This window comes from Ruminiclostridium cellobioparum DSM 1351 = ATCC 15832 (genome assembly GCF_000621505.1).
Taxonomy (GTDB): domain Bacteria; phylum Bacillota; class Clostridia; order Acetivibrionales; family DSM-1351; genus Ruminiclostridium; species Ruminiclostridium cellobioparum.
Map to the genome: position 1 here is coordinate 1 of NZ_KK211295.1, position 24,987 is coordinate 24,987.

A 24,987-nucleotide genomic window follows, 5' to 3' on the forward strand; every position below is an offset into this window, starting at 1 on the left:
AACAAACTCTATGGACTGTTCTATCATGATTCCTGCAACGTTACCCGGTCTTATACCTTTTTCCCTCAGAAGCCTTGCCAGCTGGTTTGACTTTACATTGAGTTCCTTGTAGGTCAAACACCTGTCATCAGATTCAATGGCAATATTGTCAAAGGTTCTGTCCACTTGTTCTTCAAACAGCTGATATATCTTTTTGTTCATTGGATACGGGGATTCAGTGTTATTAAATCCATAAACAATATTTCTTTTTTCATTTTCAGATAATATACTTATTTCAGAGAGTTTTGCGTAAGGTCTTTTCAACACATATTCTAATCCATTTTTAAAATGAGACAGCAAATTTTGTATTGTTTTCTTTGTAAATAAATCACTGCAGTATTCAAGATTTAAGATTATTTCATCTTTCTGGTCATTAACCGTAAAGTTCAAATCGGAATGCGTTACCTTATTTATAAAATTATAAGGTTTAAACACCAGGTCTTTATGGTATAATACAGGAATATCTACATTCTGTGTTGTAAGAGAAACATCATATATAGGGTTTCTATCCAGGCCCTTTCTTCCTCCGACCTTTTCCACCATCATTTCGAATTGGTAATCTTGATTTTCATATGCCTTTATGGAATTACCTCTAACTTCCGAAAGAAAATCCATGAATGTTTTACTGCTTACTGGGTAATTCCTCATACAGAGCATATTAATAAATACTCCGACAATATTCTCAAGTTCAGGGTGACGCCTTCCAGCAACTGCTGTAGCAACTACAATATCCTCCTGGTCCGAGTACTTTGACAGTACAATATCCAGGACAGCCAGTAAAACAATATGATTTGTACAATCAGCCTCAAATGCAAGTTTTCTTAATTCCAGTGATATGTTCTTATCCAATGTAATACTTGCCGAATCTCCATTAAAACTTTGGATTGATGGCCTTGAATAATCTGTTGGAAAGTTAAGTACCGGAATATTATCTTTAAAAATATTCAACCAGTACTCCTCCTGTTTTTTGATATTTATGCTCTTTAAAAGATTATTTTGCCATACTGCGAAATCCTTGTACTGTATTGTTAAAGGATTAAGTATACGGTCTTCATATAAGCTTGAAAACTCTTTTACCAATACTCCCAATGAAATGCCATCTGTAACAATATGGTGCATGTCAAATAAAACAGCATTCCTTTTTTCCCCCATTTGAGCCAGACATACCCTGAAAAGTGGAGCTCTATCCAAATTAAAAGGCTTTATAAATTCGTTTATTACACTGTCAAGGAAGCATTCTTCTATTTCAATATAGCTCACTTCAAAATCAACTGCGTCATGGATTTTTTGTACCGCAACATCCTCAACAAATTCAAAGGATGTTCTCAATATTTCATGCCTCTGTAAAAACGCTCTAACAGCTTTCTCAAAGCGCTTTACGTCAAGGTCACCTTCTATTAATACTATTGCAGGTGTGTTGTAGCTCGTACCAATATCTCTAAACTGGCTGACTAAGAACATTCTTTTCTGGGCGGAGGATAGCGGATAAAATTCTCTCTTTTCCACAGGTGTAATGGAAACATATTCTTCCTTACAGACCGACTCTATATACTCTGCCAACTCACTTATAGTTGATTTTTCAAATACAACACCCAATGGCACCTTTACATTAAACTCTTTGTATAACCTGTTTACAAGGATGGTTGCTTTTAGCGAATGTCCGCCATACTCAAAAAAGTCATCATTAATTTGTATATTTTCTACCGAAAGCAGCTCTTTCCAAATATTTAGAATTACTGATTCCGTTTCACTTATCTCTCTTTCATATTTTTTCCCTCTCTCAATTTTGTTCTCCTTTTTAATCAATACATCCACATCTACTTTACCGTTCAGTGTCAATGGAATGGTATCTACCTGAACTATTTGTGACGGCACCATATAATCAGGAATTTCTTTTATCAGATGCTCTCTTACCTTTGATATGGAGAGCTGACTTTCAGACACTATATATGCTGCCAGATATTTTTCACTGTTATCTTCTCTTACAATCACAGCGGCATTTTTTACCGGTTCATAGTTCAATAGAGCATTTTCAACTTCACCCGGCTCAATTCTGTACCCCCGTATCTTAACCTGGCTGTCAAGTCTGCCTATATATTCAATGTTACCATCGGAAAGTCTTCTTGCAAGGTCACCTGTCTTATACATTTTTTGGACAGATATGAAAGGATTATTTAAGAATCTCTCTTTAGTCAGTTCGGGCCTGTTGAGGTATCCTCGGGCCACTCCGTCCCCTGATATATACATTTCTCCTTCAACCATGTCAGTTACAGGATTCATGTCCTTGTCCAGAAGGTATATCTGTACATTGTCTGCGGGTTTTCCTATGGGCACGGAACCTCTTCTGTCCTTTTCATAGTCGTATTTATATATCATGCACCCTACCACAGCCTCGGTAGGCCCGTATTCATTGTATATTTCTATCTCACCCATAGAACTTTCGTGTATCTTTCTTGCAAGCTCAGTTTTTAAGTCCTCTCCACCTACTATGAGCTTTTTAACGGCTGTTTGGCCAAGATCCACCTCTTCCAGCAGACGGAGATGTGTGGGCGTAAGTTTTATAATGCCCACTTTACCCTCTTCTACAATCCTCCTTACTAGCTGTACTCTATCCTCTCCCTTGTATATAACTATCCTGTTCCCCGATACCAATGGGGTATAGATTGAGGTTACCGTCAAGTCAAAGGATATAGAGGAGTAAAGCGGGAAGTCAAGTTTTTCACCTTTTACATATACCTTATCAGCCCAATATATATAGTTTATCAGACCAAGGTGAGTTACCATGACACCCTTGGGCTTGCCCGTAGATCCCGAGGTGTAAATTATATATGCAAGATCATCAGGCTTATTGATATTCTCTAAGGTTGTATCATCCTCATACATTTTTTCGCTGAGCAGCCTGTCAACATATATAATCTCTCCGCTGAAAGACTTCTCTTTTTCAATGCAGCAGTTTCTTGCAGCCTCATTCGTTGTCAGAATTACTATCGGCTGACTATCATTCAATACATATGACACTCTGCTGTCAGGGTATGAGATATCTATAGGTAAATATGCTCCTCCAGCCTTCAATACTCCTAGCATACTCATAATAGTTTCAGGGGAATTATCCAGCAAAATGCCTACAATACAGTTCGGCCCTACCCCCTTCTTTCTTAATATCCTTGCAAGCTGATTCGATCTTTGTTCAAGCTCCCTATACGTTATAGTAAAATTATCGCACTGTACTGCTACGTTTTTAGGAGTTCTGAGGGCTTGTTCGGTAAATAAGCCGTGCAACATTTTATAATAGGGATATACAGTTTCGGTGTCGTTAAAATCAAAAAGTATTTTAAGCTTTTCTTCCTGTGATATCATATTTATGTCTATCAGCTTCTTTTGAGGATTATCCAATACATCAACAACTATGTTCTTAAAGTTGCAGGCAATTTTCTCAATTGTTTCTCTTTTAAACAATCCTGTGCAGTATTCAAAGTGTAAAACTGTTTCACCATTGACCTCTTTTACCATCAAATTAATATCAGCATGTGTAATTTTGTTATCATAGCTATATGGCTTAAACTTTAGTTCATCAATTTCTATTTCCGGAATTTCAACATTTTGCACTGTACACATCACATCATAGAGAGGATTCCTGCTGGTATTCCTTTTTAAGTTAAGCTTGTCTACAAGCATTTCAAATTGATAGTCCTGATTCTCATATGCCTTGATTGAGTTTGCTTTTACTTCTGTCAGGAATTCATAAAATGTCTTTTCCTGTTCAGGATAATTTCTCATGGACAGCATATTTACAAACATGCCTATTATATTCTGAAGGTCGGCGTGTGGTCTTCCAGCTACGGCTGTCCCTACCACAATATCATACTGTGAAGTGTATTTAGCTAGCAGGACATTGAATACAGAAAGCAGTAATATATGTAATGTAACACCGGTATCAGCAATAAATCTGTTTATATCTGCAGTAATGTTCTTATCCAGGATAAGAGACAGTGTATCGCCTTCGAAGCTGGACATAGTGGACCTGGCATAGTCCGTCGGCAGCATTAGTACCGGAACTTCACCTGAAAACAAGTCTATCCAGTACTTCTCAATATTTTTAAAAGCTTCAGAATCCTCCTGCTTTCTCTGCCAATTGGAATAATCCTTATATTGAAGCTTTAACTCTGGCAATTCTCTGCATTGATACAATTCTACGAATTCTTTTACCAATGTAAACATCGAGGTTCCATCTGTAATAATATGAGGCATGTCATAAATTAGCGCATGCCTGTTTTCTGACAACGTTACCAGACATACCCTGAGAAGAGGAGCCTTTGACAGTTCAAATGGCTGTATGAATTCTTTAATAATGCCGTTTAATTCGCTCTCGTCGGCCTTTTTATATATAATTTCAAAATAAACTTCCTTGTGAATTCTTTGTACAATTTCTTCATCATAAACTTCAAAGGATGTTCTTAATGCCTCATGCCTCTCTACAAGCGTGTTCACAGCTTGTTCAAGGCGTTCCCTTTCAAGGCATCCCTCAATTATAATTGCGGCATGAACATTATAGCTCGTACCTACTTCTTTAAACTGACTTAATATGTACATCCTCTTCTGAGCCGATGATACAGGATAATAATCTCTTTCATCCACAGGCTCGATAGCTGCATAGATATTCTTTTTTGCTCCCATCACAATCCGGGCAAGTTCCTTTATTGTAGGTACAGTAAACATTTCTTTCACTGTTATTCGAGTATCAAACTTTTTGTGTATCTTCGCCAGCAAAACAACTGCTTTTAATGATTGTCCTCCAAGTTCAAAGAAGTTGTCATTAACTCCTATCTGATCCAGGTCCAGAACCTCCATCCATATTTTCAGCAGTTCTTCTTCTATTTCATTGGCCGCCCCTTCAAACTCGTTTTCAAGGGATAGTTCCTTCAGAGGCTCGGGCAGGGCTTTCCTGTCCACTTTCCCGCTGTGGGTCAAAGGAATACTTAACAACTGTGTTATAAAAGTAGGCACCATGTAATCAGGGAGTTCCTCCTTCATTGACTTTCTTATTTCATTTAACTCCAACGCTATATCGCTTACAACGTATGAACATAGCAGCTTATCCCCTTTTTCGTCCTCTCTAACTACTACTATTGCCTCTTTTATACTTTCTTGCTTTAATAATTGGGCCTCTATTTCTCCCAGCTCTATTCTGTACCCTCTTATTTTTACCTGATTGTCCATCCTGCCCAAATATTCTATATTCCCGTCGGGCATCCATTTTGCCAGATCTCCGGTCCTGTACATCTTCTCTCCCGGTTTGAAGGGATCTTCCACAAACTTCTCTTTTGTGAGTTCTTCCCTGTTGAGATATCCTCTTCCAACACCCACGCCCGATATACACAGCTCCCCGGGTACTCCCACCGGTTGCAGCCTGTTGTCCTTATTTAGTATGTACAGTCTGATATTGTCTATAGGCCTGCCTATAGGTACTGTTTCCAGTTCTCCTGAAGTTGGGCAATCGAAGGAGGATACATCCACTGCGGCCTCAGTCGGGCCGTACAGGTTATGCAGCTTTGTACCATTCCCTTCATATATCATTCTGTTGAAGGTATTCACCTGTCTCACGCTCAATGCTTCACCACCGACGAATACCTGCTTCAGACTCTTCAGTCTGTCAACACTTTCAAGTTCCTCTACATAATTAAGGAATATATTTAACATGGATGGTACAAAGTGGATGGTAGTGATTCTGTTCTTTTCCACAGCTTCTATTATGGCAGCAGGGTCTTTTTCCTCTCCCGGTTCAAGAAGACATACCCTGGCACCTGCAAAAGACCAACCTAACAGCTCCCACACCGATACATCAAATGAATACGGGGTTTTCTGCAATATTGCATCCCCTTCTCCAAGAGGATACTTTCTCTGCATCCAATGCAGTCTGTTTATTATAGAACGGTGCTCTATCATCACACCCTTAGGTCTTCCCGTTGAACCCGAGGTATATAGTACATATGCCAAATCGTCAGGCTTATTGATTATTTCCGGATTTGAACCGTCTCCTTCATACAACCCTTCGTTATCCAGATTAAGGACATCCCCATCAAATACGAGCTCATCCACAAACTTTTCCTGGGCAAGCAGTATTTTTGCACTGCTGTCCTCCAGCATATACCTGATTCTTTCTTCGGGATACTCAGGGGACAGCGGCATGTATGCAGCTCCTGATTTCAGAATCCCCATTATTCCTACCAGCATCTCAAAGGATCTTTCGGCTAATATACCTATAATGCTGCCTGCTCCGGTTCCTTTTCCTCTCAGTGCACTTGCAAGTCGGTTTGCTTTTTCATTCAGCTCCCGGTAAGTCATATGCCCGTCTCTAAATATGACCGCAACATTATTCGGGGTTTTCCCGGCCTGTTCCTCAAACATGAGGTTTATAGTACTGTGTACAGGATAGTGTGTTTCTGTGTTGTTAAAATCCAAAATAATTTTTTCTTTTTCCTCTTCAGACAGCATATTTATTTCCATTAGCCTTTTCGATGGATTGTCCGTTATATCCTGAAGTATGTTTACAAAGTGCTTACTCATCCTATCAATGGTCTCTTGTTTAAAAAGCTTTGTACAATATTCAAAACTGAATTTTATGTCTTCATCTTCTTCAAAAGCCGTTAATGAAATATCAAATTTTGATATTCCATTATGAAAATCGAAAGGAATAAATCTCAATTTATCTATACATATCTCTGAAACACCTATATTCTGTAAAACAAATAAAGTATCAAACAATGGATTTCTTCCTGAAGATCTTGACAGGTTTATATTCTCTATCAGTTCTTCGAACGGATAGTCAGCGTTTTCAAAGGATGCTATAACATTTTCCTTCGTATCCATTAAAAACTCGACAAAGGTTTTCCCACGTTCTGGCCGACTTCTGATTGCCAGTGTATTTACAAACATCCCCATTATATTCTCTAAATCTGTATGATTTCTTCCCGCTACAGGCGCTCCTACTACTATGTCCTCTACGTCTGAATATTTTGCCAATAGTATATTATACGCAGCTAATAGCACCATATACAACGTTGCACCAGTCTCCAGGGCAATTCTTTTTAAACTTTCAGTTATAGTTTTACCCACACTGAAGGATAAACTATTCCCTTCGAAGCTTTGCACTGTGGCTCTTTGATAATCCAAAGGCAGATTAAGCACAGGGATTTCGCCTCTGAATATGTCCTCCCAGTACCTTTTCTGTCCACAAACAGCCTCAGAAGTAACCATTAATTTTTGCCAACAGGCAAAATCCTTATACTGTATCCTTAATGGAGGTAACTCTCCTCCCTCATAGAGTGTCGTAAATTCTTTTATTAAAATTTCCATAGATGACCCGTCTGCTATTATGTGATGCATGTCAAACATCAATATATGCTTTGTGTCGGATATCCTTGCAAGAGATATCCGAAGCAGAGGTGCTTTACTCAGATCAAAGGGCTGTATAAAACCTTTTACAAGACTGTCTACCTTATCTTCCGGTATTTCAATATATTTTATGTTCAAATCCACTTCCGCGTATACTTTTTGTACAGGTTCCTCATTTAAAAGCATAAATGCTGTCCGAAGGGCATCATGCCTTTGCACCAATTTCTCCACCGCATCCTCAAACCTGTTTTTGTCAAGTTCTCCTTCTACAATCATTACTACGGGAATATTATAGCTTATGTTGTTCGATTCATAGTGATTAAATATAAACATCCTTTTTTGGACCGAGGATAAAGGATAGAATTCTTTTTCCTGAGCAGGCTCTATGGATGCAAATATTTTTTCTCCGGAATCCTCAATGATTTGGGCAAGTCCCTTGATTGTGGGCAGACGGAACATTTCTTTCAAAGGTATTACCATGTTAAGCTGCTTATGCAGCTTAGCCAGCATTGCTGAAACTTTTAGTGAGTTTCCCCCCATCTCAAAGAAGTTTTCGTTTATCCCTATCTGCTCAACTCCTAAAATTTCCTGCCATATTACTGATATCTTTTCCTCTATTTCATTATTCGGCCCTTCATATTTGGACTCCTGATTATATATTTTCAAAGGATCGGGCAACGCCTTTCTGTCAAGCTTTCCGTTTGACGTCAACGGCATGCTGTCAATCGTTACAAAATATTCCGGCACCATATATTCAGGAAATATATCAAGCAAGTATCTCCTTATATCTTTATATTGCGTTTTTTTATCCGATACCAAATATGCGCACAAATATCTGGGTCCTCTCTCATCCGGAGCTTCCCTGGCTTCTACTATTACTTCTCTTATGTCTTCATACTTTAACAGTGCGCTTTCAATTTCACCAAGCTCGATTCTATAACCCCGAATCTTAACCTGTCCATCTTTACGTCCAACAAATTCTATGTTTCCATCAGGAAGCCTTCTTGCCAAATCCCCTGTTTTATACATTATCTTTCCGTGTATGAAAGGACTGTTCAAAAATCTTTCTCTGGTAAGTTCAGGCTTATTGATATACCCTCTTGCCACACCGTCACCGGATATGTATATCTCTCCCTCCGCTAGTGTAGGAACAGGCTTCATGTCCTTATCCAGCAAATATATCTGTGTATTGTCGGCAGGTACACCTATAGGCACTGATTGTCTTATATCCTTTTCATAATTGTATTTGTATATCATGCAGCCTACAACTGCCTCGGTAGGACCGTATTCATTAAATATCTCAATTCTTCCCTGTGAGGCCTCATGTATGCTCTTTGCCAATTCTGTCTTTAAGTCTTCTCCCCCTACAATGATTTTTTTTATACCTGACTTGCTTAGGTTTACCCCTTCCAGAAGTCTCAAATGGGTGGGCGTCAGTTTCACGATTCCTACTCTGCACTCTTCAAATATTCTGGCTACAACTAGCACCTTATCTTCACTGTTATATACAATTATTCTGTTTCCAGATATCAAAGGGGTATAGATAGAAGTGACTGTCAAGTCAAAAGATATGGATGAGTACAGTGGAAAGTCCATGCTCTCTCCACCCACATATACCTTATTTGCCCAGTATACATAGTTCATCAATCCAAGGTGTGTTACCATAACTCCTTTAGGTTGTCCAGTAGAACCCGATGTATATATGATATATGCCAGGCTGTAAGGATCAGTATGCGAACGAAGATTGGAACCGTCTCCACTATACAAGCTTTCATCTCTAAGATCGATAACAGTAGTAACTTTTTCACAGCCGCTTTCTACCAATCGGCCTCCATCAACCAGCAATATCCTGGCATTGCTATCTTCCAACATATATTTAATTCTATCCGCAGGATAAGCCACATCGATTGGCAAATATGCTCCACCAGCCTTAAGTACGCCAAGTACACCTATAACAAATTCTATTGACTGGTGTGCCATAATTCCCACTACGGTATCTTTCTTAACTCCATTTTTTCTTAATAACCTTGCCAGCGAATTTGCCTTTTCATTTAACTCCGAGTATGTCAATTCTCTATTTCCGTCCACAACTGCCGTACTTGTAGGTATTTCAGACACCTTCTCCTCAAAGATTTCATATATAAGCTTCTCTTTAGGATATTCGGCATCAGTTTGATTCAATCTATCTAAAACCTCATGCTTTTCTTCTTCTGACAAGATATATATGTCCGATAACCTGATATTTGAATTTTCAGCTATTATAGCTAAAAATTTTACCAGCTGCCGGTAAATACGATAGATTGTTTGCTCTTCATACACATTACCGTTATATTCAATTGTTATCTTTAATGAACCTTCCTCAATCTTAAAATAAAATACGACACCTGCTTCTACCTTATTTAAATATCCTGCATTATGAATATTTTCCATGCAAACCAAAGTATTATACTTGGGTATCCTATCCTCCCCTATATTTAGCCCCACGATTTCAGCGATTTTTCCGAATGGAATATTGCTGTGTTTTTTTGCTTCGATTACTGTTTCCCTGACTTTATAAAGATACTCCCTGACTGTTTCGGAGCTGTTTATAACTGTTCTGAGGCAAAGAATATTATTTTTGCTTATTTCCTGCTCATTCTCTTTGAATTGAGGCATTCCAATGCTAATATCATTATTGTTTGAGTATTTATATAGCAGAAATTTTACACCACTGGTCAGCATTATAAAAAGCCCAAGCTCGGATTTATCAGCAATATTAAAAAGTTTTTGATATATCTCTCGTGGAAGTTCATAAAGAATTTGCCGCTTTTTATCACTTACACTGTTGCCGGACATAGAGATAAAGCTTTCAAAAGTAATATCTCCCTCAAGCCTCTTTGTCCAATATTCTTTAGAGTCTTTAAACTTGCCGCTTGAAACTATAATATTCTCAAAATAACGATCAGTTTTCATTTTATAATCACCTCTTAAAAATTGAATTCAACCAGACCCTCACTGATTGAAGATGTGTCAGCCAAATTGCTCTTATAAAATCCAATGTCTTCTATTTTCACATTAATATCTTCTATTATGGATTTTAGTATAGCAACGTAATGCATTACTATACTTTCGGCCGTCTCTCGTGAAAAAAGCTTCGTGCAATATTCCAGATAAATAAGCAGCTTATTATCCAGTTCTTCCACATTTAACGTAATATCAAATTTTGAAATTCTGAAATCCACATTGATTCTGGAGAATTTCAGCCCATCGATATTAATATTTTTATTACCTGTATCCTGCATTGTAAAAACTGTTCTGTAGACAGGGTTGCTTCTTATATCCGTCCTCTTTACATCCAGCTTGTTCCACAGCAATTCAATCGGAAACTCCTGGTTCTCAACGGATTTTAGAACCAATTCCTTTATTTCAATCAAATATTCCTTGAATTTTTTGTCTCCTTTGGGATATGACCTGAGTGCAAGTACATTAACAAACATGCCGATAATATTATACAGTTCGGCATGTTTTCTTCCCACAACAGGACAGCCTACAACTATATCCTCCTTCCCGGTATATCTTTGGAGCAAGGTACCGTATGATGAAAACAGCATCATAAACAATGTGGTTTCGTTTTCCAGGGAAATTCTCTTCAAATCATTAGTTATAGCTTCATCAAGCTCATATGTTATCCTGTCTCCTTCAAAACTTTGAACTCTCTCTCTTGGATAATCGGTAGGTAAATTTAAAACTGGTATTGAGCCTGATAACATCTTTAGCCAGTACTCTTCCTGTTTCTTTATTCTATCGGACTCCAACAGGTCAAGTTGCCAGCTTACGTAATCTCTATACTGGACTTTAATTTCGGGCAGTTGGATTCCCTGGTAGATATTAATAAAATCATTTATTAATATGGTGATCGACACACCGTCAAACACAATATGATGTACATCACATATTAGTATGTGCCTGTCTTCGGAGACTTTTGCAAGTCCTAATCTGGCCAGCGGAGCTGAATTTAAGTCAAATGGCCGGATAAAACCGTTTATTATTTCGTTTTCCTGTCCCTCTTCAGCTTGAAAATATAATATTGGACATTCTACCGATGCATTAACCTTTTGATATACTTCCCCTTCTTTTTCCTCAAATGATGCCCTTAACATCTCATGCCTTTTGATTAGCGTGTTCCAGGTTCTCTCCAATCTCTCGGTATCGATAACTCCTTCCACAGCCATTGCAAGTGGTACATTATAAGAGATGTTGTCATTTTCGGTTTGGCAAATCATATAAATACTCTTTTGAGCCGGGGATAATGCACAATATTCTTTTCTTTCCGCAGGCTCTATGGCAAAAAAGCTGCTGTGTACCAGTGAAGATAAATGCTCTGCCAATCCTTTAATTGTTTGATTATTAAAAATATCTGCAAGCTTTATCTCAACATCAAACTCTTTATGAATTTCCAATGCCAAAATAATTGCATTCAGTGAATGTCCTCCGGATTCGAAAAAATTATTGTGTACACTGATGCTTTTGCATCCCAGAACTTTTTCCCATATCACAGAAAGTCTTTTCTCAATTTCACTTTTTGGAGCTTCATGACCGTCAGATGCGGTTGAAGTTCTGTCTGGAGCCGGTAATGATTTTCTGTCTATTTTTCCATTCTGCGTCAAGGGCATATTTTCAAGTTGAATTATGAAAGCAGGTACCATATATTCGGGGAGTTCCCTTAACAAGGTCTGTTTTAATTCTTCGGCAATTATCTTTTCATCACCGATAACATATGCACACAGCAGCTTATTCTGTGTTGCATCTTCCTTAACTGTAACTGCAGCTTCTTTTATCCTGTCGTCTTTTAGCAATAGAGTTTCAATTTCGCCTGGTTCTATCCTATACCCTCTGATTTTCACCTGATTATCCATTCTGCCTATGATCTCTATATCCCCATTTTCTTTCCATCTGGCAAAGTCCCCCGTCCTATACAACTGTTCATTTAGAAATGGGAATTGGATAAACTTTTCCCTGGTTAATCCTTCATTATTTAAATAACCTCTTGCAAGTGAATCCCCTGCAATGCACAGCTCTCCAGGGATTCCAACAGGCTGTATGTTATTGTCCCTGTTTAAAATGTAAATCCTAGTATTTACTATCGGCTTTCCAACAGTTACATCATTCTCAGCAGTTAAATCCTTGATTGTTGACCAAACGGTCGTTTCTGTCGGACCGTAGAGATTGAATATTTTTGATTTATAAATTTTTTTTAGCTTTTCCAACAGCACTTTCGGGAATGTTTCCCCACCCACTAATAGATTTCTGATGTTTTTCAAGAAAGATGTATCTTCGCTGCTGATCAAAGCATTCAGTCTTGATGGCGTCATTTGTACTATATCTATCCTGTCATTCCCTATCAATTTACCCAGTAACCGTGTATCCTTCTGTTGCTCTTTATTTGCCAGAATTATTTTCATGCCTTTTGCAAGGGGAATCAACGTCTCAAGAATGAATATATCAAAAGATATAGTTGTGACTGCAAGTATCGTATTGCCATTTGAAAAATCTATTTGGTCCGATAATCCTTTTATTAAATTACTCACTGCTCTGTTTCTAATCATCACACCCTTAGGGTTTCCGGTTGAGCCCGAGGTATATATTACATAGGCAAGTTCTTCCGGATTATCCGGCACACAGATGTTTGAATCTTCCCTCTCATATATGCTGCTATCATTAATCTCAAGAATGTGCACTCCATTTTCTTTGTCTTTACGCCTTTGAACAAATTTATTATCCGCCAATAGCAGTTTGATTCTGCTGTCATTAATCATATAATCAACTCGTTTGTCAGGATAATCAGGGTCTATTGGCAAAAAAGCACCTCCAGCCTTTAGAATTCCCAGCAATCCCACAATCATCTCTATTGACCTTTCAACAGAGATTCCTATCAGGCTGTTATTTTCTGTGCCTTTTTCGATCAATGCTCTTGCAACCTGGTTAGCCTTCCGGTTTAAATCACCATATGTCAAACATTCATTGTTAAATGTTATAGCAACTCTGTCTGGTGTTTTTTTTACCTGTTCCTCAAATAATAGCCGAAGTGTTTTATCTGCCGGATAATCCGTTTTAGTATTATTAAACATATTTATTATTTGCTCTTTTTCTTTTTCCGTTGCCAACTCAATCTGATAAAGTTCAATTTGGGGATTTTCAAGTATCTGCCGTAAAATATGTAAAAACCGCTCCGTCATTCTCATGACAGTTTCAGGCATAAAAAGTCCGGTACAATATTCAAGGTTAAAATTGATCTTATCATTGGTTTTAATAGCTGTAAGGTATAAATCAAAATCGGTTTTCTTTGTCTTAAACTGATAATGATTTATTTCCAGCCCATGTATATCAATTTTGTTTGAATTATCCTCATAGTATGAGAACATTACATCAACAAGAACATTTCTACTTGCATCCCTTTTCACATTTATTTTTTCAACCAGTCTGTCAAATTGATAATCCTGATTTTCAAAAGCTCTCAATGTAAATTGCCGGACTTCTTCCAAAAAACCTATAAAAGTTTTATTTCCTGCAGGATAATTTCTCATAGGTAATGTATTGACAAACATCCCTACCACATTCTCCAAATCAGCATGATTTCTTCTTGAGACCGGTGAACCAATAACAATATCCTTCTTATCTGTACACTTTGATAAAAATATATTAAACGCTGCAATTAAAATCATATACATGGTTGAGCCTGTATTCTTAGCTAATGCACTTAGAGCAGCAACCATTTCACTCTGCGCTTCAAAAGAGAAACTATCTCCTTCAATATTTTTCCTTGATGGCCTTGGGTAGTCTGTGGGTATATCCAGGACCGGTATTTCATCTTTATAAACTTCTGCCCAGAATTTCTCAGACTTTTCGCTATAATTCAAATCATATATTTTATTTTCCCATTCGGAGTAATCTTGATATTGGGTCTTTACTTCAGGTAATGATGCTCCATTGTACAGTTGTGTAAACTCTTTTAATAGAAGTTCCATAGATAAACCATCAACGATAATATGATGGGCATCAAAAATCAAAATATGCTTTTTATCGCCAACGGTCATCAGCCCCACTCTAAATAGTGGAGCTGTTTTCAAGTCATATTGTTTTATAAATCCGGTGACAGTTTCATCAACATCACCCTCCGGAAGTTCAAAAAATATTCTTTCAAAGTCTATTTGCTCATTTATCTTTTGAAGTATATGTCCGTCAATAAATTCGAAAGAAGTCCTAAGTGAATTATGCCTTTTAACAATTTGCTCAATTGCCGTCTTGACCGAAAAAATATTCAGATCACCTTCAATATCAACAACATGGGTAATATTATAAGCAACACTATTGTAGTCCAACTGTTCCAGTGTATACATCCACTTTTGAGCAGCCGACACAGGGTAGTACTCACGCCGCCCAACTGAAATTACAGGAGTGAATGTGCCGGGCTTGTCTCTCTGAATATATTCAGATATTTCCTTGATCGTCGGCATTTCAAAAAATTTCGTCACACTTAATTCTATGTTCAGCTCTTTATGTAATCGCAGTACAAACCTTGCTGCACTTAAAGAATGACCACCAAAATCAAAAAAATTATCATCCACGCCTATAGTTTCTACGTTTAATATATCTTTCCAAATTTCAGCAATTTTTTCTTCACTCTTATTCCTTGCCTCATAATACCTGGTGTCCGTTTCCCTGCTAAACATTGGTTCCGGCAGAGCTTTTCTATCAATTTTCCCGTTTGGGGTGAGAGGTATTCTGTCTATTTGAGCAAAATACGAAGGAACCATATAATCAGGTAATTCCTTAGATAAGTATTTTTTAATATAAGCTGCAGAAATTCTCTGATCAGCCACAAAACAGCAGTACAGCTCTGCACTGTTCAGCATGCTTTTATTATCAGCAATTTCAAGAATAGTCACTACAGCTTCCTTTACAGAATCAATTTGTGAAACCTTTTTTTCTATTTCTCCCAGCTCAATCCTATATCCTCTTATTTTTACCTGAGTATCTTTTCTTCCCAAGGATTCTATATCCCCGCCGGGCAGCCACCTGCCAAAATCCCCGGTTCTATAAAATTTCCCACCCGGGATAAAGGGATTATCCATAAACTTCTCATTAGTGATGTCATCTTTTCGGTAGTACCCCCTTGCAAGGCCATACCCCGAAATATATATTTCTCCGGTAACCCCCACCGGTAATAGTTTTTTCCTCCTATCAAGGATGAACACCTGTGTGTTTGCTATAGGGCACCCGATACTGATTTCATTTGCTCCTGTTATATCTTTAACCGTTGAAAAAACTGTTGTTTCGGTAGGCCCATATGCATTATAAAGCCTTCCCCTGAATTGCCGCTTGAGTTTCTCAAACAGGGTTTTCGGGAAAGCTTCTCCGCCAAGTATGATTTCGGTGATCTCATCAAGAAACTCAACTGTTTCACTGCCGTATACCAGCATACTGAATAATGATGGAGTCATTTGTAGCACTTGAACCTTGTTTTCAACAATTAATCTGGCCAACAGTTTGGAATCCTTTTGCTGTTGGTCGTTTGCAAGAACAATTTCCATACCCTGCACAAGCGGAAGTAAAGTTTCAAAAACAAACATATCAAAAGACATTGATGTTGCAGATAAAACAATTTTTCCCGCTGAAAATTTAATTTTATCTGTAAAGCCATTAATAAAATTAACTACTGACCTATTCTCAATCATTACCCCCTTGGGAGTTCCTGTAGACCCCGATGTATAAATCAAATACGCCAAATCTTCAGGAAGGCACTCATTTTCGATATTGATGCCTGATTCTGCATATAGGTTCTCATCATCAATAATCAACTTTTCAAATTCAAACTCAATTTTTTCTCCTATATTTTTTTGAATTAAAAGAATCTTTGTATTGCTGTCCTTCAGCATGTATTTTATACGTTGGGCAGGATAGCTAGGGTCTATTGGAAGATAGGCTCCTCCAGCCTTTAGAATGCCTAATATTCCGATTAGCATTTCAAAAGATCGCTTAACCATAATGCCGACAATTGTACCTTTGCTGATTCCCTTCTGCCTTAATACCTTTGCCAGACAATCTGCTTTATAATTTAGTTCCCTATATGTCAACCTTTTATTTTCAAATACTATGGACGTACTTTCAGGTGATTTTTTAACCTGCTCTTCGAACAGCTCGGCAATTGTTTTATCCGGGTACGCAATCCGGGTATCATTGAATCCATTAATAATTTCCTCTCTCTCTCTATCCGTCAATATTTCAATTTCTTCTATTTTTATATCAGTGTTTTCTATAATTTGTAAAATTATCTGTCTAAAATGCCCTTCGAGTCTGTTTATGGTATCGTAATCATACATTGCAGAATTATAACTGATTTTTATACCCAGTCCCTTATTATGAGTTATTTCTATGCTAAAATCATATCCTGTATTTTCTTTTATTTTCAGATTCCCGATTTTAAATTCCAAATTGTTGGATTTAATTGCTTCACCTAGATTTTTTTCAAATGACACATTCTGAAATGTTACAATATGGTTAAACAGCTCTCCTTTTTGCTTAACAGAATGCACTTCATAAAAAGGGATATGTTCATATGTTCTAAGTTCTATCAGAGATTTATGTACTTGTTGCAGCAATTCTGAAAATGGCTGTTGATATTTAAAACTTATCCTTATTGGAACAATATTCAGGAAAAGTCCTACTGCATTTTCAATCCCGGGAATATCGGTAGGTCTCACCGCAACTACAGAACCGAAAACCACATCATTCGTATCATTATATTTTGCCAGCAATATTCCCCATACTGTCTGTAGAACTGCATTTAATGTAACGGCATTACCAAAGGCTATTTTTTTTAACTGTTCGGTTTTATCCTCTGCCAATAGAAATCTGTAATCTTCCAACTCGGAATTTCCATCAGCATTCTGATTCAATCCTGGAAAATATGTCATTTCATTAAAGCCTTTTAAATGATTTATCCAGAATTCCTCCTGCTTTCTATCATTCCTTTCATACCATTCTATAAAATCCTTATATGGAAGGGCTTTCTGTAATAAAACCGGCCTATTTTCTTTCAATGCCGAATAAGTATACATCAACTCATTTAATATAATATTGAGCGACCAACCGTCGGCAATAATATGGTGGTAGCTGCAAATCACATTGTATTTCTCGTCATCCACTTTAAATACGGATATTTTGATAAGTAAATCTTTTGTTATGTCGAATCCTTTTTCAATATCTTTCCCACTGGCCGCTTCTATACTTAACTTCTTAACACTCTCTTCCAATCTGGAAATATCCTCATAAAAGATGCGCGCATACCTCTCCTTTAGAACTACCTGCCTGGGCCTTTGTACCTTTTTATATATAAAAACTGTTCTTAAAATATCGTATCTTGCTATAAGTCTATTGAAACATTCCTGAAACAGTTCAATATCCAAATTCCCATTTATATAAAAAGTTAATTGGTTTACAAAAGCTTTTCCCTTTCCTTCATATGTAACAAAATTATATAGCATAACTTCCTGCATCGGAGAAAGTGGATAAATTACTTCTATTTCATTAGGTTTATTCATTTAACCTAAGCACCTCCTTTCATATATTTCAACCAAGTTGTTATCTTTTGTTTTGAATCTCCTTTATTTCATTTTTCTCTCCTACATATACCAGTGTAGGTTTATGATCCTTCAGTTCATCCTCATTCAGAAGTGCAAATGAAATAATAATTACCTTGTCCTCAACCTGAACCATCCTCGCCGCTGCTCCATTCAGACAGATAATTCCCGAACCCCTTTTGCCCGGTATAACATAAGTTTCAAAACGTAAACCATTATTTATATCAACTACCAAAACTTTTTCGTTTTCAATAATATCTGCATTTTCCATTAAATCCTCATCAATTGTTATAGAACCCACATAATTAAGATTTGCCTCGGTTACAACCGCACGATGAATTTTCGATTTTAACATTTCTCTGAACATTATTCTAACCTCACTAATTTTTTATAATATTAATAAAAACCATACTTTATATATCCTTTATTGCATCCAGTATGAACTCCAGTTCTTCAACCGTCAGCTGTTTGTCTCCCACATCCGAAGGCATCAGGATATTGGTTTCTAAATTTCCACAATGGTCCATTAATCTTTGCAAATTTCTATAATAGCTTTGTATTAACTTTTCAATCTCCTCCCTTTCAATATCGATTTTGTTATAATTGATAATAATATGTAGTTCTTTATTTAAAGTCACACCAATTATATCCAACTTGTAAATACGTTCGGAGTTCTCGCTGAAGAAGGATTTCAGATCAAATTTTAAAAGGTTGAATATTTCATTTCCGGAACCTTCATCAAACTGCCCCAGATAATTAAACCCAATTTCAGGCTCCATGAATGATCCAACATTTTTGTTATTTTGGAGCCCGGCCATATACTTAAGAATGCCATAACCGGTTCCTTTTCTAGGTACATGCCTCACTTTTTCCTTCACATTCTTTATAACGTATGCCAAATCGTCGCTTCTTTCCACATTCAGAATTACGGGATATATGGCTGTAAACCATCCGACGGTTCTCGTTATATTGATATCCTGAAGAATACCCTCCCTGCCATGACCTTCCACACTGACCGGTACGGTATTCCGTCCGCTCCATTCCTTGATTGCAAGTCCAAGAGCGGCAAGGAGAATCTCGGTTATTTCTGTGTTGTATGCCTTATTCACTTCTATCAAAAGTTTATTAGTATCATCTTTGTTAAGCGTAATGGAAACACTATCGCCATCTCTTGCTATGCCATTTCTGCAGCAGTTACAATAAATGGACGCTGCACCATCCCTTTCAACACCTGACCAAAACTCGGTCTCGGATAACAATTCCTCACTTTGGGCATATTCATGGACTCTTTCCACCCAGTATTTAAAAGAATGAGTCTTCTTCTGAAATATAATCTGCTGTTTGTTTGCAGCTTGCTGATATCCCAGATAGAAGTCCTCAAGAATGATCCTTAATGAAATACCATCAATAATCAAGTGGTGAATAATTATTACCAGATAATCTTCCTTGGTTGTTTTAAAAAGACCAAGCTTGAACAACGGACCCTTAGACAGATCAACCTCGCCATGAAGCCTTTTGGTTTCATCTGCCATTAATTGTTCGTAATTTTCGCTTTGTCTGAAATCAAAAATATGTAAGCTCACCATTCCAGGAATATAAGATAAATTGTGCTGTGAAACACAGCCCTCCTGCACATCGAAGGTAATCCTTAACGCATCGTGGTGTTCGACAATTTTATTGAACACATCAAGAATTATCTGCTCATCAAATCCGTTTCTCGCGGAAAGTGAGACTGCTAAATTCCAATGGTGAATATCAGTAAATACTTTTGAAAAAAACCATTTTTGTGCCGGACTTAATTTTATGTCTCCGGTCACCTGTTCCTGACTGATTTGAATTTCCGCTTCTCTAACATGCTCGCTTAGGGTTTTTATGGTCTGATATCTTAATATATCCCTGACTTCCATCAGAAATTGATACTTTTGAAGTCTAGCCGAAATCTGGATAGCTTTAATAGAATCGCCGCCCAATTCAAAGAAGTTATCCTCAATGCCTATTTCATCGGCACCTAATGTTTCTGTCCAAACAGCAACAAGAGCCTCTTCTGTTTTATTTCTCGGTGGAACCGGAGCTTTTCTTTCCCGTTTCTCAAGACCTATAACAGGTTCCGGCATCCTTTTCCTGTCAATTTTTCCGTTTGAGTTTAACGGCAACTCTTCAAGTTGTATAAAGTACGTTGGAATCATGTAATGAGGCAACTTATCCGATAAGAAACTTCTAAGCTTATCTGGTTTTATTTCTTCATTAGAGGTAATGTAGGCACATAAAAACTTATTGCCACTTTCGTCAATTCTATCGATAACAACAGCGCTGTTCAGTGTACCGTATTCCAGAAGTGAACTTTCTATTTCTCCCAATTCGATCCTGTAACCTCTGATTTTAAGCTGGCTGTCTCTTCTTCCAAGGAACTCTATATACCCTTCTTTATGCAGTACACCGAAATCGCCGGTTCTGTATAGTCTGCCATATTCCAGATGATGTATAAAAGCCTTTTCTGTCTTTACAGGATCATTTACGTAACATTCAGCAACACCAACCCCACCTATGTAAATCTCTCCCGGAACCTCCAGTGGGCAATGGGTCTTCTCGTTATTTAACACGTATATTTTCTGATTCGAAAGGGGTATCCCGTAAGGTATACTGGTCCATTTCTCATCGATTTCCTTTATAGGGTAGTAAATAGACCAGATGGAAGCTTCTGTGGCCCCGCCAAGGCTAATCACTTTAGTATCCGGCATGTAATTTTTTATTCTCGCTGGTAAGTTAACGGGAATCCAATCACCACTTAATAATACAAGTCTTAAAGATGCATTCTTCAACCTATCTCCTGTATTATCCATCAATATGGACATTATCGCCGGAACTGAGTTCCATATCGTTACCCTTTTAGCAACAAGAGTATTATACAAATCATTTACATCTCTATGATCTTTAACAAGAACAAGAGTTGCACCTGCAGTTAACGTTCCGAAAATATCATAAACCGATAAATCAAAACACATTGATGATATACCCGCTATTCTGTCCTTTTCATTAACCCCGAATTTTCGGTTTATATCAATAATTGTATTTGCTACGGCAGCATGCTTTATTACAACACCCTTGGGTTTACCAGTACTGCCCGAGGTATATATCACATATGCAATGTCATTAATACTGCCATCAATATTATTTAAAAATCCAACAGCTGATGATTCCACATATTCTGGAATCCTTTCCGGTTCAAGGACTGTCTTACAATTGCTGTTCTCTATAATATACCTTTTGCGTTCATCAGGATAATCCATATCAATCGGCACGTAAGCCGCCCCGGCCTTTAGTACTCCTAGAATATTTATTATGGTACGGGTACAACGTTTTGTATAAACTCCTACCAGGTCATTTACTCCAATACCATTACTTCTGAGATAAGTTGCCACCCGATCAGATTCAATATCCAGTTCATTGTATGTTATGTATTCATCGTCACATATTACAGCGGTATTAAAGGGCGTCTTAGCCGCCTGTCGCCTAAATAGCTCCTGAAGTGTGTCCAGAATAATTACCTCTTTTGTTTCATTATAGTGATCAATTGTTTTTTTATGGGAATCGTCAGGCTTCAAGGAGATATATTCGTTCCCGGCAGCCAGGTTTTCTAAAATGCCTGTATACTGATCAAACATACACTCAATAATATCGTTATCAAAAATATCCTCCACAAAATCCCACGTTATCCGTAACCTTCCGTCCATATCAACCACCTGGTTATCCAGATATACCTGAGATGTCTGGGAAATACCCATTTTTATCTCCCCAAGCTCTGACCATGAGTAACTCTCATCACCCAAAATCATGCTTGTAAATATTATTGGCATAACCGCCCTGGTTTCAAAATCATTCCGTCTTGCAATTTCCCTTATAAATTGCACTCCATCAAAATATCTATTTTCAAGTGCTTCGAACATCACTGTCTGTAAGTATTTTGCTCTTTCCATAAATGCTGTCTTATTTGCAAAATCCAAGCCCAATAATACAACTGAAGTAAAATCTCCGATGATTTTATATACATCCTTATGAAATGGAATTCGGTTGAAGGTGGTCAGGTTTATCGCAAAAGTATCCTGACCGCTCCAGTAAGATAAAACCGTTGCATAGGCTGTACATAATAAAGCTGAAACAGTTATACCGTTCTCTTGTGCTTTTTGTTTGAGTATCTGCCACCTATCTTTTTCAATAATTTTTTCAACCCGGTTAAATCTGGGTTCTGAAATCTTTTCAGATGTTCGGATCATTGGAAGAACTGGTGCAGGAGGGAATTGTTCCAGTTTATCCATCCAATAATCTTTTGAACGTTTATAAGTTTGACTTTCTTTTAGTTTACCAAGGGCCAAAACATAATCCCTGAAAGAATAACGGATACTTTTCGGTTCCAGGACCTGGCTATTGTAGTATGTCATGAGCTCACGCGCAAAAATTTGAATACTTGCCCCATCCATAACCAGCATATCAAAACTAAAAAATAAATAATGCCTGTCTCCAGGAATTTTTAAAGCTTTTATTTCAAACAAAGGCCATATATGTGTTTCAAAAACGGAGTGTGACATTTCATTTCTTTGCTTTAAAATAGCCTGTCCAATTTCAGTGGGATTGAGTCGACTGACGTTGGTAACATTAATTTTGTATTCCGGCACACTTTCTAATATTTTCTGTGTCCCGTCCTTTAAGATTACAGCTCTTAACATAGGATTTCCTTCCAGTACATTGTTAAGGCTTTTGTTTAACCTTTCCATATCAAGCAGCGATTCCAGTTCGAAATAAAAGTGCGTTGACACTCCACCAATTTCATAAATTTCATCTCTACCAAGGAGATAAGCTGCCTGAATATCAGTTAATGGAAATGGATGATAAAGTTTTTCTAAATCCGGCTTAATTTGATATATATATCTTTCCTTTGTAACATTACTTTTGCCAATTAATTTAGAAAGCTTGAATACTGTACAGTCATTTATGAAGTCATTCATACTGATATTACAGCCGAATTCATCATTTATTTTTGCAACTATTTGCATTGACTCTATGGAACCAATTCCCAATTCTATTAAATTATCATGAATTCCAAACCTGTCAATCTTTAATGATTCTTGACATATTTCATATATTCCCTGCGCAATAGCGTTTGACGGCTCATCAGCAATATCTGTATTCTGGTCAACAGCAATAAGTTCTCTCAGCTTTTGGACAACATCATCAAACTTTCCATTTTGATACATGTCCGTTAATTTATATCTTTGAATTTTGCCGCTGGTGGTTTTTGGCATCCTTTTTATAGGTATAATATTACTTACATTTATGCCCAACTTTTTGTTAATTATATTATTTAGTCCTTTATATATATGGATAAAATCTTCTATCTTTTTTTTATATAAAACGAATAACCCAATTTCTTCTTTTTGGGCTTTATTATTATATACACCACAGGCTGCAACTCCCCCCTTGCTGACAACATCCATTTCCTCGATTATTCTTTCCAAATCATGCGGATAATAATTCTGTCCATTTATAAATAAGATATCCTTGTATCTGCCGGTTATTACAACCATTCCGTTTCTAATGAAACCAAGATCTCCCGTCCTGAGCCATCCGTCTAATGTATAAGCCTTTTGGGTTGCAACTTGATTGTTATAATACCTGCTGGTGACATTCTTACCTTTGATCTGAATATGTCCTATCCGGTTATCCCCTAACAAAATATTTTTTTCATCACAAATACGTACACTGCAGTCTGTCACCGGATAGCCTACATTTACAAATTGCACACAAGAGTCAGCATTATCAGCAATATCTATAACCTTCTCACCTATATGGAGATTGTTCCTATCCAATGAGATTACCTCAAATTCCTTTTCACAAGGAGGAAAGGAGATTACCAAGCTTGCTTCAGCCATCCCGTAAACAGTATACATAGCATTTCGCTTCAGACCATATATTTCCATTTCAGCAAGAAAGTCATTGCACAGCTTAGCGGATATCGGTTCAGCACCGTTGAAAATCAATCTGACGTGGGATAAATCCCAACCTTTGGCAGCTTCAGAATTAAACCCGGAAAGGAAGTAGTTATATCCGAAATTCGGAGATGACAATAAAGTGACTTTATGCTCACATACTTTATTTAGCCATAACATGGGATTTCTGATAAATGACTTGGTAGGTATTAAGTATTGGTTTATATCAAGAATCAGGGGCAATAAATGAAACCCTATTAGCCCCATATCATGAGTTAAAGGCATCCATGTAATCATTGAATCACTTTTGGTAATTTTTCCGCAATCAATACTTGCAAGAATATTGTGTAAAAGATTTGAATGGGTTAATACAACACCTTTTGGTTCACCTGTGGATCCTGATGTAAACTGAATAAACGCAATATCATCCGAATTGACCTCACAGACTTTTCCCTCATTAGTTACATTATCAAACAGGTCATCTTCAAGAATAAAATTTTTCCTAATAATGTTTGATAATTCACCATTCCTTTCTGCTGCATACTCTTCGAGAGTACATAAATTCTTTAAATTTGTTACAATTCTAGGGTTATGTAATGTTTTCCAAACATTTATTACTTTTAGCTTTCCCTCCTCAGTTCCCGCTACAGTTAATGGTACGGGAATAATACCTCCAAGAAGACAAGCCCAAAATATTGTTAAAAATCTTTTATTATCATCTACTTGTAATATTAGTTCATCGCTCCTCCCTATACCTTGATTTTGCAGATAATAAAGTACAAATAGAGCCTCTTTGCAAAAATCCATGTAAGAGATAAAATCTTCTTCATTCTCTCTTTCTATAAATCTTATCCCTTTTCCCTCTGATTTTATTTTTTCCTTCATTACATTTACCAAAGTAGACTCTTGGAATCTGGCTCTCAAGCTCTCCATAACTAACACCTCACCATCTCATT

At 37.2% G+C, this 24,987-nt stretch carries 4 protein-coding genes; all 4 read right to left on the reverse strand.

Annotated features, from left to right (window positions below):
• Nucleotides 1–10,383: non-ribosomal peptide synthetase (locus tag T344_RS29295; RefSeq protein ID WP_117407545.1), on the reverse strand; the 10,383-nt coding region annotated here is incomplete at its 3' end.
• 14 nt (nucleotides 10,384–10,397) lie between these two features.
• A complete protein-coding gene (locus T344_RS29300; RefSeq protein WP_051572271.1) occupies nucleotides 10,398–18,011 on the reverse strand; it encodes a non-ribosomal peptide synthetase in 7,614 nt (2,537 codons plus the stop codon).
• A 40-nt stretch (nucleotides 18,012–18,051) separates the two neighbouring features.
• Nucleotides 18,052–18,417 (reverse strand): aspartate 1-decarboxylase, encoded by a 366-nt coding sequence (gene panD / locus T344_RS0125400; RefSeq protein WP_027631040.1) that lies wholly within the window; start codon nucleotides 18,415–18,417, stop codon nucleotides 18,052–18,054.
• 46 nt (nucleotides 18,418–18,463) lie between these two features.
• The gene (locus T344_RS0125405) at nucleotides 18,464–24,964 is read right to left on the reverse strand and encodes a non-ribosomal peptide synthetase (protein ID WP_027631041.1); all 6,501 of its coding nucleotides are present in this window, start codon (nucleotides 24,962–24,964) and stop codon (nucleotides 18,464–18,466) included.
• Between the last annotated feature and the right edge of the window lie 23 nt (nucleotides 24,965–24,987).

Bases quoted from the DNA above. Each gene is read 5' to 3' on its own strand.
- T344_RS29300 (WP_051572271.1), bottom strand. From the start codon at position 18,011: ATGAATAAACCTAATGAAATAGAAGTAATTTATCCACTTTCTCCGATG.
- panD (WP_027631040.1), bottom strand. From the start codon at position 18,417: ATGTTCAGAGAAATGTTAAAATCGAAAATTCATCGTGCGGTTGTAACC.
- T344_RS0125405 (WP_027631041.1), bottom strand. From the start codon at position 24,964: ATGGAGAGCTTGAGAGCCAGATTCCAAGAGTCTACTTTGGTAAATGTA.